Origin of the sequence: Pedobacter roseus (assembly GCF_014395225.1) — a bacterium.
GTDB classification, from domain to species: domain Bacteria; phylum Bacteroidota; class Bacteroidia; order Sphingobacteriales; family Sphingobacteriaceae; genus Pedobacter; species Pedobacter roseus.
Map to the genome: position 1 here is coordinate 1899369 of NZ_CP060723.1, position 14322 is coordinate 1913690.

A 14322-nucleotide genomic window follows, 5' to 3' on the forward strand; every position below is an offset into this window, starting at 1 on the left:
TTGATAAACAACCGCGCTTATTTTTACTCTTGCATCGCCTTTAAGCCATTGAATATGAAAAAAAGCTATTTTTTAACAGTTTTAGCCATATTTAGTTTTAGCGTGGCTTTTGGCCAGGCCTGCAACTGTGAGGCCAATTTTGAGTGGGTCAAAAGTACCTTTGAGCAGAACGATGCGGGTTTTAAGTACGTGATCGATACCAAGGGCAGGCAGGCCTACCAAGAGCATAACCAGAGGATACTTGCCAAAACCGGAACGGTGAAAACCCTAACGGATTGTACACCTATTTTGTACGAGTGGCTTACGTTTTTCCGCTCGGGCCATATTGCCATCAAGCTCAAAGCCCAAAACGGGGTCAATGGAAATACACCGGCTTCGACCGTTTCGGATAAGGTTTTTCCGGACTGGGAAAAGGTAAATGTTGATCTGGACAGTTTTAAAACCTATCTTTTGGCAAAAAAGGAGATAGATTATGAGGGGATTTGGGATTCTGCTCCCTATCAGATCGGGATCAAGAAGATCAATGGGGAATATTTAGGGTTCATCATACAGTCCGGGGCACCCAATTGGAGCAGGGGGCAGGTAAAACTTAAAATCACGCCTGGCAGGGATTCGGTCAGTTCCGTTTTTTATTCGCGCGACCATTCTGCCAATAAATCAGTGGACGTAGTGCTCATGGGAAAGGACAACCTGAGGATCGGTAATTTTTCATTGCACAGGGTATTTCCGGAGTTAAGGGAGGAAAAAGAAATTGCTGCCTATTTGAAATTACTCAGTGCCGCCAGGCCCTATCTGGAGGAGCTCAACAAAACAACGCTTTACCTCAGGATCCCCTCTTTTCAGCCGGGTTCCAAAAAGGATATCGACAGTATTGTCCAGGCCAACAAGGCAAAGATCCTGAAAACGGCCAATCTCATTATCGATATCAGGAGCGGTACCGGGGGGAGCGATGCGAGTTACCAAAGTCTGATCCCGTTGATTTATACCGGTCCGATACGCACCGTTGGGGTCGAGTACCTTTCTACCAGACTGAACAACCAAAGGATGCTGGATTTTATCAACAAGCCGGAATTTGGTGCCAGTGAGGCAGATAAAAAATGGGCAAAAGCGTCCTATGATAAATTAAATGCCCGGCTTGGCGAATTCGTTAACCTTGATTCCGCTGTAGTCAGCGTGGAAAAGCTTGGTGCTGTATCTGCCTATCCCAAAAATGTCGGGATCATTATCAATGAGGGAAACGGAAGTACGGATGAACAGTTCCTGCTGGCGGCAAAACAGAGCAGGAAAGTGAAATTGTTCGGCGTGACCACATTTGGGGTACTGGATATTTCGAATATGTATTTTGTAGATTCACCCTGCAAGGAGTTTGAACTGGGGTATTCATTGACCAAGAGTATGCGGATCCCTGATTTCACAATAGACGCCAAGGGGATACAGCCGGATTATTTTATAGACAGGAGTATCCCAAAATACAAATGGGTTGACTATGTAAACGGGGTGTTGAATGAAAAGTAAAAAGGAGGTGATCGGGTATTGGCCGGGAATACTTTCAGCTAACCGTTTTTGTTATGGCACGGATAAACATATTGGCCAATGGAAATGATCAGTCTCGGGGATTGTAGTTTTTTGGGGGTGAACAAATCAAGGGACACGGTGAAGCTTTATCGCAAGGTGGCCAAAGGAAAAAGGCGATAGCAATGTTCAAAAAGCAGCTGGTGATTAACCCTGGAATGAGGGGCCGAAGCAGACACTGGAGAAAATGTTGGGCGGGCAATAATTGTGCTATCCTGAGACTGTAATGCGCTGGCCGTTAATAGGCCGGTAAGAAGATTTCGCTTGGTGTATCACAAGGAAAGTAGGTTATGGCCTCAAGGTCGGCGGACTTTAGTGTAAACAACATGGCCGGAGCAGCGTGAACTGTCCGGCCTAAAAAACAAAATAATTTCGATGTCGAAATATTACTCCTTGGCACCCATCCGGGATACCTTAATTTACAATAAGGGATGAGCATAGCGGTGCAGCATCCGCCGGCACCGCAAATAGCCACTAATCATTACTAACTTCTGATAGCCCATGATGTGATGAAACATTTGATCTTTGGCAGACCGGGATATCTCTATTAAACTGGCGCAAAGATGCGGATGCTGGAGGGATGGGAAAAGGTTATGTTTAAGATAAGTCCGTTGGTTTTTTTTAGGTTGGTTTGGCAGGATTTAATTTGGAACTGACCGACATGCTTAACGGTTGAGGAAATACAATTTCATTTGGCCAAAGGTGTAAAATGGTTTTTAGCCTTTGGCCTAATATTTATTCTGCTTCTACTGGATCCTGCCGGTTTTCTGCTTTAGTTTTTTGGTGTCAATTTTTTGTTGGATCTGCCGGGATTCCAGTCGTTTTTTGATCTCACTGGATTCCAGTTTCTGTGCAGGGCTGCCATTGTCCAGCAATAATTGCAACCGCTCGAGTTTATCCATATTGTTTTTGTTCAGCTCGGTGGCCTTTCGCTGGCTTTCAATGGCCTCAGCCAGATTACCGAGCTGCTGATCGGCGATGGACTTGTATTCCCACAATTGGCCTTTATCTGAAAAGTCAGGTTTTAACAGCAGTTCCTCGGTCAGTTGTTTCGCCCCGGTGAAATCCCCCATTGACATCTTGAAATCGATCACATGGTAAATGGATGACCTTCCGTTCCTGGCCATCTGTATCCTGGCCACGCTGTCAATCTTTTTGAACATATCGATCCTCAGCGGGTCTTTGGGGTTGTTTGCGGCTTTAAAACCTTCCTTTACCGCTGCTATACGGTTTTGGAGGGTAGGATAAATGCTGAACTTTTCTTCCGCCGCATCCCTGGGACGATAACTCTGGGGATCAAGGCTGAGTATACCTTCGATGGCATCCTGTTCGGTAGCCCCCGGAAAACGGCTGATGACGAAACCGGTAAAGAAATCGGCACGCCTTTCCCGTTTTCTGCGTGTATTGCTGTCACCCGCAGGGGTTGAAGGGAGCGTATGTCCCATGAAATGGTGGCCGATTTCATGGGCGATGATACACCTTACTGCCCAGCGCACTTTGGTGTCCGGGCCTTTGATCCCGTCCAGAAAAGCCTGGTTGTAGTAGATCACCTCGCGGGAGGACCTGTCGAGGGTACTGGCGGCATTACAGGTGGCCTCGCATTGCCTGAAGGTGTAGCTCAGGGGGTATGGGTTGGCAGGATCGGCTTTGAGGGTAGCGATCATGTTATCAAACTCGGTGAAAGGGTTGACGCTGGCCAGTGGATCGATGGTAATTTTGGTCTGTAGGGTAGCGCTGCATCTTTTTTGGAGTTCCTCATAGGTATTGCTGCAGTTGAATGAGCAGACCATTGGATCCTGTTTCTTCAACGCCGGCCAGACCTGTGCGCTGGCTCGGGGAGGATAATGGAGGATAGTCCGATCATGTAGACAAGAATGGCCAAGTTTTTCATTTCGCGCTCAGGTTATAAGTGAATGCCCCAAAAAAGCCGAACCTGCTGAAAGATGAGGTCGGGATCGTTTCGGGTGCACCAGCTTTGTCGATTACCTGCCCATCCTGGTATTTGTCAGCTATCAGTGTCGCTTTGGTGAGCGTTGCCCCTGCGCTAAGGATAAAGCGTTTGCTGGTCCCGAAGATCAGCGAAGCACCCGCGTGGTAATTGATCCGTTCCAGGTCACGCGTGGAGAGACCGAAAGCGCCGGCGAGTTTAACATCACTGGCCGTACGCCTGTAGATATGCATCAATGCACCTACGGATGGAAATATGGCATTTTTAGCGTCGTTTTTTACAATCTTCTGCTGGGTGGTATTTCCCTCGATCGGATCGTAGCGGTAGGTCTGGTCCTTGAAATCGTTTCCGCCATAGTTGATGAAAAGCCCGGTGCTGAAGTCGATCTTCAGTCCTCCCTTAGGGCGTACCTTGTAAACATAGCTCCTCATCAGCTGGGAACAGGTAACTGATTCCTTTGCCTTGATATTCACCGTAATTACTGTCAGGTCATCCTCGATCGGTTGGGGATCTACAATATAGGTCCAGTTGCCTTCATTGAAGTATTTGAAGTCATTGATTACCTCGAACCTGGCTGTTGCATTGAATGCTTCCATGTCACTGCTGAGTTTGGTAATATCGGTTTTGGTATAATGTTCCATATTGTCCTTGTATAGGCGGGAAAGTTTCGAATTATCCCTTTCGCCTTTCAATGTCTTCAGGATTTCTTTGGCTGGTTCGGTGGTTTTTTTCTCTTTTTCGATCAGGCCGATGAGTTCGGTGATCAGCGCTGCGGCCTTCGTTACATTTTTGCCAAGCTGTTCGCGTTTACTGAGCGCGAATGCGCTGGAGAGCTCCTTATAAGCAGGCCTCATGTCCGTTTCGATGAGTTTGTCAAAATACCGTTCCAATACGCCGGGGATAATGGCATAATCGGGCGTTTCCAACAGGTTGCGGTCTTCGTCGGCCATGGTCGAGGTTAAAAAGGCCTTTTTGGTTTCGTCATATACCTGGGTACGGAGTTGGGTAAACGGTTTGTCGCAGTCATTCTGGAGGCCTTTCAGGATCATCTGGTATCGCAGGACATTTCTTACCTCTTTGTAGGTTTCCCCAAAGGCGATCAGTCTCATGTCATTGCTGTTCAGGGTATCGGCATTGCGAACATAAAGGTCCGCCAGCTCGGTGAGTTTTTTGGCAACCGGCGCAGGTAGTTTGGCATCCGAGATCTGTGTTGGGGTAAAGAGCTTAAACTCTTCAGATTTAAAACCGGATGATGCTGCATTTTCCCCTGGCAGTTTGGCTTTGCTGAATAGGTCAAAAAGTCCCGGCGCTGTTTCATTGTAGCTGGTCTGGGTTACCGCATTGTTGATGGTGTAGAGTTTTTTGTTGATGTTGCTGATCTTCAGGCCCAGCCTGGAGCCAGTTTTGATCTTAAGGGTATTGATCTGGCTGGTATCCTTTTTAAAATCAAGATTTTTGTATTCTACGGTCTGGGCCACAGCAGATAGGGTGGCAAGGCACAATGTGCCACATAGGATCAGGTGTTTCATGGGTTTTGAGATCATTTTAGATGTTTGGTATATGCTAATAAATTTATTCCTTAAAGTTGTTTTTTGCAATACCCATTATTAGGTATTTACTGTACTGCGTTTATTTTGAATTGTTTAAGGTTGAGCTGTTTCCGCGCTTGTTATGTAGGGAAGCCGGTAGCGCCCGTTGTGTGCAATAAACTGCCACCACTCCCAGAACTTCAGGGGATTGATCCGGAAAGTTCGGTAGAGGGTTTTGTTGGGATTTTGCCGGTTTAGTTTTTTAAAGCGTTCCCAACGGGTCTGTCCGGTTTCAAAATCAAGGCCTTTGCCGGGATATTCGGTATAGCTGAAACTACTGTCCGCGTTCCTGTAGTGATAGCCGTCCAGGGTAAAGAACTGGACAGGCGAGGTATTGCTGATGGCGATGAAGCAGAGCAATAGGATAATGGTGTTGCGGACCTTACGTTTTTTGTTTTCGCTGTTTTTCATGGTTATTTGTTTATGTTATTTACATGGACCTTTGCTTGGGCCGATTGTTCCCCCTCCCTGGTTGAGGTCCATCGCAGGGTTTTTGAATTTCTGTTCGCGCAGGGCCGCCGCCATACCAGCCGGGGTATCGGCAAAACCTGCGCCGCCGGGGCCTGAGATGCCGACAGGGGTAATGGGGTTTGGAATGGGGATACCTGCTGCCTGGCCGGCCTGGTAGACGTAGCTGGCGCAATTGAAGTCGGTAAAATGGTAGTCCTTCCGTTCGCCAGAAATGTAATTGATGAGTTTACCGAATGTCTCGCCGGTTACCGCATAGGTGGCGCTGAGTTCGTAACGCATGTCGCCATTGTCCAGGATCTGGCCCCTTGACTCCAGTTTGTCAATGCCTGTACCGGTTGGATAAAGTCCCATGGTCTGGGTAATGGTCTGGCCGTTACCGGTTTTGGAGAGCTGGATCGCTACATGACCGAAACTGTTCGGGCCGACATTGAAGCTGGTGCCGGCAAAGGGTTCGAGGACCAGAACCCTTACGGTAAAGGCAGCATTTGGTGTAGTGATCAATGAAAAGCAGTCCATCATTTTTTTGGGGTCCACGGGTTTGGCATCCTCCATGGGAAGGTTGGAGGGTTCGGGAACCGCCGGGTTTACCGGACCTGTACTGCCAGAACCGCCGCTGCCGTATTCATAATAATATTCCCCTCCGCCGCCACCTCCACCAAAGTCGTCGCTGATGCTCCACATCATGTCCTGATAGAAATTATAGGAGCAGCTCATGTAGCTGTGGATGGTAAGGCCACCTTCGCCGTCGATGTACCATTCCTGGCTCCAGCCGCAGGATTCGGTGATTAACATCAGGGGATCTTTGGGACTGGAACCTTTTAAGTTTGGGTTTTGGAGTTTGCCCATCAAAAGATCGCTCATAGGGGCAGGCCCAGGTCGGATTTCGCCGGTGGTTTTTCCGGCTGATATTATGGAGCCGCCTTTAAACCTGTAGCCAAGGTCGTAGCGGAAGACTTTTCCGGTGAAGGATTGGAGGTTTTTGATTTTTCCGAGTTGCAGGGCTATCGGGTCCGGAAGTACCTCGATGATTTCGGCCGATATCTGTTTGGTTGCAGCATCAAGGAAGATGCGCATTTTGCGGTAACCAAGCTTCTGACCGTGGTAAATAGGCGAACCGTTAATGGCAAGGTTCCAGGAATCTGTGCCGGAGTTTTTCTATGGTAGAGTTTGTTATAATCGGGATGTAAATTACTCAGGAAACGGTTGGAACTATCCGCAGGATTTTGTTTGGCGGTGGTGATACTGTTTTCTATAAAGCGTATGGCTTCCTGTTTAGAAACAGATAACCGTTCATGTTCATTTGTTTTATCGCCGGGCAGAGGGCTGGGATCAGGCTTTTTGCATGAACCAAGTGAAAATACCAGGTATATCAAAAAATGATATGTAAGGACCTGTAATAAGCAGGACAGGGATCCATGGTTTGCAAAAAGTGGTTGCTTTAGACGGGGTTTGAGGTTAAAGTTTTTCATGATGGTTTTTGATTTGGTTAGCTGATTTACATAGTGGAATATTTGATTTTATGTTTTTTCAGGGTGCCTGGACTGCTCATCTCTGACACCGTTTTTGTGCTCAGGATCACTTTTTAGTCTTTGGGCGTTTAGCCTGTTGAGCGTTTCGCGGCCAATGCCGAGGTAGGAGGCGATGATAATCTGGGTGGTTTTTTGGGTGATATCAGGATAGGTTTTGAGCAGTTGCTCGTAGCGCTCGGATGGGGTTTTACAGCGCAAGAAGATTGCTCTTTCCTCGCTCATGATATAATAGCGTTCCATCATTGATCTACCGATCAGGTTACCTTCGCGGAAGTCTGCATAATAGCTCTGGAGTTGCAGGTAAGTGATGGATTGCAGGGTGGAATCCTGCAGGACTTCGATGTATTCGTATGCGGGTTTTTGGGTGAAAAAGCTGTATACTGATATCATCAGGTCATATTTGCCCATGAACCAGGTGGTACATTCGCGGCCGTCCCGGTCAAGGAAATAGGCTCGCAGGAAACCTTCTCTGATGAAATAGATGTTTCGGGCAGTTTCTCCCGGGCGAAGCAGGATGTGGCGCCTGGGGAATTTAGCGGTGATGAGCTGCTCGGCGAGCCGCTGCTGGAAAGGCTGCGAAATGGGGGTAATAAATGAAAATGCAGCAAGCAGTTCGGTAGCCTCGCTTTGGGTGTTTTCCATGTGGTTCGATTGTGATTCAAACCAACTTTTTTCTTAAATCCAGGAAATAGATTTGTCTTGTCAGACGGGATACAGAAATGAATATCGGAATAATTTTGATCAGTTGGGCATTCATTTTTGTGTTGCGGACTGAATGCATGGCCAGGGGCCGTGCGCTTTTTGTTCACTAAGACCGATTATCTATGATTAAGGAATTTTCAGTGCGCGCTTTGGCGCAGCTTATGGATGAGCTCCACGCTATTGACTACCAGGTGGGCGATCCGCTCGAAAAAATGAAATCTTCACTCAAACCGATCAGGGCTGCTTTGTTGAAACTCCGCATGTTATGTGTGGAGCATAGTTTTGAAACTGAGGAAGACGAGGTTTATTTTTTTAAGCACATCAAACCCGATTTTTACTGCCAGCAGATTTTTGTGATCCAGCGCTATACGCTCGAACGGAATATGCCTGACAGGGATGCGGAAGCGCAGCGGCTTTATTTACTGGCCGAACTGGCTTATGTGGAGCGCTTTTTTCTGTCACATCCACTGGCGTATGAATATTACCGTCTGGGAGCGGCTGAGCTGGACAGCGAGTATTTCCTGCGTTCTTCCGAATGTAATGGGTTACTGGTTGGGGATATTTCGGATTTTGACAGGACGTTTTCTACGCCAGCGGATTACCTGTTTTCACAGTTCCGGGCTTATGGTTTGTTGAAGGAATGGATTTTTGAAAGGCTGGATTACCTGGCAAGGAATCCTGCGATGGCTTATGTTCCGGGATCAGAGGCGGTAGAGTTGAAGTGGACCGGGGATAGCGTGAATCTGGCAGAACTGGGATATGCGCTGGTATTAAGTGGACAGTTCAATAATGGGCAGGCCGGGGTAGCTGATGGAATCCATTGGCGGCCGTCCTTTGGACGGCCCGGGGGCCTCGCGTTCTGCGAACACTCGGCCTGACCATAAATAGGCTTACTTAATTGCCATAGATTGCTAAAGCTAAATTATTCCCATTCGTCAGGAACCTCCCAGGGCTGGGAGATAAGTTTTTGACTGTTCGAAAGTTTGCATTCCCAGTAGTTTAACAAATGTCCTTTATTTTTCATAAGCTTATAGATCCGTTTTTTGTCCCGCTCAGGGGTATTAGTGCCGAAATAAATGCCCGTCAGCGCTTCAATAGGATAATGCCTGATCCGCTCTTCCGGCTGTTTCTCTCCTGCGAAATTTACTTCAATAATGCGCCACTCGTTCTCATACTCCCATGTCTTTTTCTTTGTGGCAAAAACATTTTGTAAATGGTCTGCGAAGCCATGCCAGCGCGATTTAGATAGTTGCTGCAGGTCGATATCGTCAGGGTTAAGAAAGACCGGGGCAAAATCAAAGAAATTGATACATCTTTCCTCATCATGGTAGTTGACCGGCCAGATGTTTTCTCCGTATGAAATAGTTTCAATCTGTCCTTTTGCCAGGTCACGGCCGTACCCTCCCTCTAGGAATTTTCGTCTTCCCATTTCCTCAAATGGGAACTTGCCATTTTTTGTCAATGTAAATTCTAGGCAGATCCCATAGTGGCTTCCTGCATAATGGGACCACATCAGAAAAGCAAGGGGATCGCTCGAAAAACAACTGGTGTAACTGTTTAAGAGAAATCTTTTTATCAATTGGTTGATGCGGTCGAAACAGGCGTTTACGTGAAGTTTGAAGTCGAAATGCTGTTTTTTTACCATTTCCATGGTCAGTGCACGTGCCTGGTCTTCATATATAAATCCACCGTCCTTGCCAGCCTTGGTGAACCTTTCTGCCAATTCTTTTTCGAAATTGTCCATTTTGGGCCTGTCCTGGCAGAAGGCAACAACTTTCCTGGTATTTGACAGGATGGTTTCATCACCGCTTTCCGATAGTACAATTGATTCCCGGAAAAGAAAATGGGTCAGTGCGGAGATGTGTTCTTTATCTTCCAGCATAAATTCGACCTGAGTACGCAGGTCCAACGGATCGTTCAGTTCTGTGCAGGATGCAAAATAAAGTTCCTGATAGTCAAGTTCCTTATAAAGGAAATGGCTAAGTGACCTGTATTTATAAAGTTTCCGTGTCGGCATCTGTTAATTTAAAATTAGGTTTTATTTGACTTTTTCTGTGTATAACCGAGGATTTTTCCGAGATCTTTATCCTGCACCTCACTACGTTTCTGGTCCGTGAAATTCTGGATCTTTTCTCTCTGGAACGGAGACATGTCATTAAACATTTTTTCGACCATTTTTACCCGTTCCAGAAAGAAGCCGCCAACATCGGTGTCTGTTATTTTTGCAGAATTCCGGTCATAGTGGCCACCTTTTGGATTGATGCATGTTCGGATGAAATCAACCTGGTCGAAACCAAAGATTTCATAAATAAACAAAAATCGCGGCATTTTCAGAAATAGCATACATTTTGTATCTGAATCTGCGATCCCGGCATCTACCATCCTGCCCATATATTGTATCATGAGCTCGGGAACTTCGACAGGATCATCCTCTATAACCTCTACAACATCCACTCCGGATAACAAGTGTAGCCTGTTATCTTGCGGTTTCCATTCTGGATTTAGTAATCCTAACCTCCACTTCTCTTCCAGGGCACATAAGACGGGGTAGAAGATCTGATCTTTTTCCTCCGCTAAGATCTTATGCTTTAGCACGCGCCAGAATATGGAAACTACACAGCGATAAAACCGGTGATCGTATTCCAGTACTTTAGTATCAGCTTTCACCACAGGCAGAAAGATATTTTTGGCAAAATAGTTTTCGTCGCTACTGAAAAGATCCTCGCAATTGGCACAAAGAAAGTATTCTTTGAAGCCATCCTGGATCCTTTTATTAAAGTTATCGCTAGTTCGCATGTAGCCTGTTCCGGTTTCCTTGATCCACCGGAAAATAAATTTGGGTATCAGGTGGCTCAATTCCAGCACCGTTTCCTTTTTACATAGCTGACAGGTTCCTGTTTTACCCATTGATTAATGTATTGGTTAATGCACTTAATGTAATAGTTTTTTTGCTGTTGCCTGCGCCCCGGGCTCTAGCTGCGATCTGCTGCGCAGGATCTCCACGACGAGCCCTAACAGGATTGATACATGACAGAAGTTAGTTTGACTGGTAATCTAATTGGTTAGCCCAGGCCAAGTAATGGCTTGATGCTGTCGTAAATCGGTGCGGATATGAGACTGGTAAAAAGGTTGACACCCACATCTTTTATTAATCCCCCAAGATTGATCAATTGCGGTTGGATATCTCTTTCTCTCTGCAACTTCGTGGCAGCATAGGTAAGTTCCATATCGAAATCTTTGCGGATCTGTTCATCCATGTTTTTGATGTCCAGTCTGATCAGCTCAAGCACTTGCGACAGCTCGTCTTTTTTGATTTTATTGTGCTGGGTCTGATTGGAGTGAACAGAATCCTGCTGTAACTGCGTCGGGGCATTGATGTTGCCCACCGTGATGTTGTTGTTGGTGATATTTTGCGGGATAATTTTATGGTTTTTTTTAGGTTCAATCTGGTCAAGCCATTCCTGAAAAAGTTCGAGATAGGCATTTGATGGGTTCCTTGCGATGAGTAAGTCCTTTACCTCAAAGCGCATGTGCCTGATGAAGAGTTCACCGGCTGTTCCGGTCTTTTGGAGGTAATGATGAAAATGGTGGTCCAATAGCTTGTCGATATTATAGGAAGGCCTGGTGTAGAGGATTTTCGTGACGAAAGCTCTATCATAATCTGCTGCAGTAACTTCGGTATAATAACGTTTACTGCTGTAGCTATCCCGTTCACCCCAGCCACCCCGGCTCCTTGTTCCAGTAATCATCGATACTTGTTGTGTGCCGAGGTTTCTCAATTTCAGTGAGTCTTCAGGAAGCTCAGTATTCTCACTGATATCATAAAAAGGGTTCATAAAATAAATTTAGATTTTCAAAGATAGCAAAGGAGGTTTTGATACTCAAAAAAGGTTTTGCACCATCAGTGCAAACATGATGCTGCAAGTCAATGGCGGAAAGTTTGGTGTTTTAAACATACGTGGGATATTTTATAATGTGGTTTTTAATGGAATGATACTATATTTAAACACTAAAACGCGATAATTATGCCCAGAAAGACCATTAGAATAAAAGCCTCCGATTATCGGTATCCAAGTAGGGATGAGCTGCGGGAGATTTACAATATCAACCCTGATTTACATGCTTTCGGCTATATGTCGGAATACCCGATGACTGCTCTGATATCGATGAAAAAGGGTATCAAGGAGGTTCACCGGGATGACCATCTACAATATTGGGACCGTGTGTTGCTGAACAGGAACGGCATGCTTTCCCGTACTTACCACAATGCCATGGTACATTATATGCGCGGCTTTCCGGACGATGAAAGTGCCTTCGAACATGAACATTATATCAACAGAATACAGTTTGATCAATATGCTGAAATATTTTATTATCATTTTTCAACGGTAAAAGATACCATTGGGCAGCTTTTAAATGTGTATTATTCGATGGGGTTCGACGTGGCAAAACTGTTTTTTAAAAACGTTTTGGCCAAAATTCCAGATCAGGCAGTTTTAAAGGCCATAACGGATTTTAATGTACTGACAGAGGTGACCACTGAATACCGCAACAGCTTTACGCACCGTACACCGATCAATTATCCTGACTCGCGTAGCACGATTGACCACACCGGTGACAGCCTGATTTATGGCTCTGCAAACCATAATTTTGTGAAATCATCTGTTATCAGGGATAACATGGAATCTACCTTTGTCGCACTCGCGGGATTGCTCGACACTTTGAAAATATTATTGCCTCAGAAGATAAGTGGTATTTAGGCTCTATTTTATTCGGTTGGGCCATTTTGGCTTCTGCGCCCCTCAGCCAGTGCCTTCATTGCCGCAATTACATCCACCTTTCCCCATTCTGTTGATTCTGTGTCGAATTTCATGGTGTCGGCCATAGCTTGGGGCTGGGTAGGTATTTCTTTTTGTCTGGAAATAAAATCGAAAAGTTTGTCCATGGCTTTATCGTAATCTGTAGGACTCAGACCTGCCGGAAGTTGAAATTCTTTTACCTGATTGTTCTCAAAGATTATCCTGAGCCCAAAATTTGGGGTATGTAGTTCTCCAGTTGCCGACTTCCTGATCAGTTTTGAACGGACTGCCTCCCAACTGATCCTGGACTGCCCCCAGAAGTTTGGACAAAAATAATTTAATTTTTCCACATTTGAGTTCGGTACTTTACCGGACTCATTCCTTTTAAGTTAAGTCTGATCCTGTCGTTATTATAATAGCTTATGTAAGATTTGATTTCCATTTTTAGTTCTTCTATGGTTTGATATTTTTTCAGGTAAAACAGTTCGGATTTTATAGTTCCAAAAAAGTTTTCAATGACTGCATTGTCCAGGCAATTTCCCTTCCTTGACATGCTCTGTATAACAGCTTTTTCCTGAAGGAGCTTTTGGTACGCCTTCATTTGGTACTGCCATCCCTGATCGGAATGTAAGATAAGCGCTGTTTGTTGCTTGGGTATGCGTATAAAAGCTTCTTTGATCATTTCTGTTACTTGCTTAAAATTCGGCCTTTCCGACAATTTGTAACTTATTATCTCACCATTAAAAAGATCTATTATAGGCGAAAGATATAACTTTTGTACGCCTACTTTAAACTCTGTAACATCTGTTGCCCATTTTTGGAAAGGCCTATCTGCTCTAAAGTTACGCTGCAATACATTCTCGGCCACTTTACCGAACTGCCCCCTATAGGTTTTATATTTCTTTACCCTGATCACACTTTTCAGCCCCATCGACTTCATGAGGCGCAGAACTGTTTTATCATTGAGATGAAAGCCCAGCTCCCTTAGGGCATAGACCATCCGTCTATACCCTAATCTGCCCTTATGCTGGTCATATAAGTTCTTGATCTGTATTTTAAGATGATCGTATTTATCTGCTTTTTTATTTTTCTGGATGTGGTAATAGAACGTACTCCTAGCCATATCTGCTGCCTGTAGCAACATTTTAAGATCGTGTTTCTGCCTTAATCCCTGGATGATCAGCGCTTTTTCTTTTTCTCTGCTTCTTCCTTCTGAATTAAGGCATACAACTTTTTTAGATATTCATTTTCGGCACGCAAAAAATTGTTTTCCTTTTCCAACTCCTGCTCCCTGGTTTGTTTAGGATTATTCTTTTTAGATTTTTTATCGGGTGCATCCATAAATTTTTCCCTACATGATTTGAAAAGTGCCCCCACACCTTCACTTTCATACTTCTTTTGCCAATTGCTGAGCATACTGACTGAAGGAAGTTTGAATCTGATGCAGGCCTGGTATAAAGATAAGCCTTCAGTTCTTAATGTTTCTATTACTGTTAACTTAAAATCGCCATCGTATTGACGTGGCTGCAATTGTAATCCTTCAATTCCATAGGCTTTATAAAAACTAACCCATTTATCCAAAATCGTATGGTTAATCTGGTTTTCCTTAGCAATAGCACGAACCGAACCTTCTCCATTGATCGCCTGTTTTACCAACAGTAATTTTAACTCTAAACCGTATTTAATTTTTCTACTCATAAAAATGCCCCCAT

General features: G+C 45.1%; 14 protein-coding genes. 3 read left to right on the top strand and 11 right to left on the bottom strand.

Annotated elements, in window-relative coordinates:
* Positions 1–54 precede the first annotated feature (54 nt).
* Complete coding sequence (locus H9L23_RS07810) at positions 55–1515, top strand: S41 family peptidase (RefSeq protein WP_187594430.1); 1461 nt, start codon at positions 55–57, stop codon at positions 1513–1515.
* Positions 1516–2318: 803 nt separating this feature from the next.
* Here the strand turns inward: H9L23_RS07810 and H9L23_RS07815 are convergent.
* The 5 genes from H9L23_RS07815 to H9L23_RS07835 form a co-directional block, all read right to left on the bottom strand.
* A complete protein-coding gene (locus H9L23_RS07815; RefSeq protein ID WP_187594431.1) occupies positions 2319–3380 on the bottom strand; it encodes a M78 family metallopeptidase domain-containing protein in 1062 nt (353 codons plus the stop codon).
* A 79-nt stretch (positions 3381–3459) separates the two neighbouring features.
* Complete coding sequence (locus H9L23_RS07820; RefSeq protein ID WP_187594432.1) at positions 3460–5049, bottom strand: hypothetical protein; 1590 nt, start codon at positions 5047–5049, stop codon at positions 3460–3462.
* A gap of 114 nt (positions 5050–5163) precedes the next feature.
* On the bottom strand, positions 5164–5520 hold the full coding sequence (locus H9L23_RS07825; RefSeq protein WP_187594433.1) for a hypothetical protein: 357 nt from the start codon (positions 5518–5520) through the stop codon (positions 5164–5166).
* A gap of 15 nt (positions 5521–5535) precedes the next feature.
* A complete protein-coding gene (locus H9L23_RS07830; protein WP_187594434.1) occupies positions 5536–6654 on the bottom strand; it encodes a hypothetical protein in 1119 nt (372 codons plus the stop codon).
* A gap of 443 nt (positions 6655–7097) precedes the next feature.
* Complete coding sequence (locus tag H9L23_RS07835) at positions 7098–7751, bottom strand: Crp/Fnr family transcriptional regulator (RefSeq protein WP_187594435.1); 654 nt, start codon at positions 7749–7751, stop codon at positions 7098–7100.
* 182 nt (positions 7752–7933) lie between these two features.
* On the opposite strand from H9L23_RS07835, the gene H9L23_RS07840 reads away from it, so the two are divergent.
* Entirely contained in the window at positions 7934–8689 is a 756-nt protein-coding gene (locus H9L23_RS07840; RefSeq protein ID WP_187594436.1) for an RteC domain-containing protein, read from the top strand.
* A gap of 44 nt (positions 8690–8733) precedes the next feature.
* On the opposite strand, the gene H9L23_RS07845 is transcribed toward H9L23_RS07840, so the two are convergent.
* The 3 genes from H9L23_RS07845 to H9L23_RS07855 form a co-directional block, all read right to left on the bottom strand.
* Positions 8734–9828 carry a DUF2971 domain-containing protein gene (locus H9L23_RS07845; RefSeq protein WP_187594437.1) on the bottom strand — a complete coding sequence of 365 codons (1095 nt, stop codon included), beginning with the start codon at positions 9826–9828 and terminating at the stop codon, positions 8734–8736.
* Positions 9829–9842: 14 nt separating this feature from the next.
* Complete coding sequence (locus tag H9L23_RS07850) at positions 9843–10718, bottom strand: hypothetical protein (protein ID WP_187594438.1); 876 nt, start codon at positions 10716–10718, stop codon at positions 9843–9845.
* Between the two features lie 155 nt (positions 10719–10873).
* Positions 10874–11647 (bottom strand): hypothetical protein, encoded by a 774-nt coding sequence (locus H9L23_RS07855; RefSeq protein ID WP_187594439.1) that lies wholly within the window; start codon positions 11645–11647, stop codon positions 10874–10876.
* 189 nt (positions 11648–11836) lie between these two features.
* Between H9L23_RS07855 and H9L23_RS07860 the strand changes: the two genes are divergently transcribed.
* Positions 11837–12571: a Cthe_2314 family HEPN domain-containing protein gene (locus tag H9L23_RS07860; protein ID WP_187594440.1), complete on the top strand. Its 735-nt coding sequence runs from the start codon at positions 11837–11839 to the stop codon at positions 12569–12571.
* 8 nt (positions 12572–12579) lie between these two features.
* Here H9L23_RS07860 and H9L23_RS07865 read toward each other — a convergent pair whose 3' ends face one another.
* Genes H9L23_RS07865 through H9L23_RS07875 form a run of 3 tightly spaced genes read right to left on the bottom strand, consistent with a single transcriptional unit; the run spans position 12580 to position 14308 of the window.
* Positions 12580–12960: a hypothetical protein gene (locus tag H9L23_RS07865; RefSeq protein WP_187594441.1), complete on the bottom strand. Its 381-nt coding sequence runs from the start codon at positions 12958–12960 to the stop codon at positions 12580–12582.
* Positions 12948–13853 (bottom strand): IS3 family transposase, encoded by a 906-nt coding sequence (locus tag H9L23_RS07870; protein ID WP_187595431.1) that lies wholly within the window; start codon positions 13851–13853, stop codon positions 12948–12950. The genes H9L23_RS07865 and H9L23_RS07870 overlap by 13 nt, the downstream gene beginning before the upstream one ends.
* Entirely contained in the window at positions 13790–14308 is a 519-nt protein-coding gene (locus tag H9L23_RS07875; RefSeq protein ID WP_187591635.1) for a helix-turn-helix domain-containing protein, read from the bottom strand. The genes H9L23_RS07870 and H9L23_RS07875 overlap by 64 nt, the downstream gene beginning before the upstream one ends.
* Between the last annotated feature and the right edge of the window lie 14 nt (positions 14309–14322).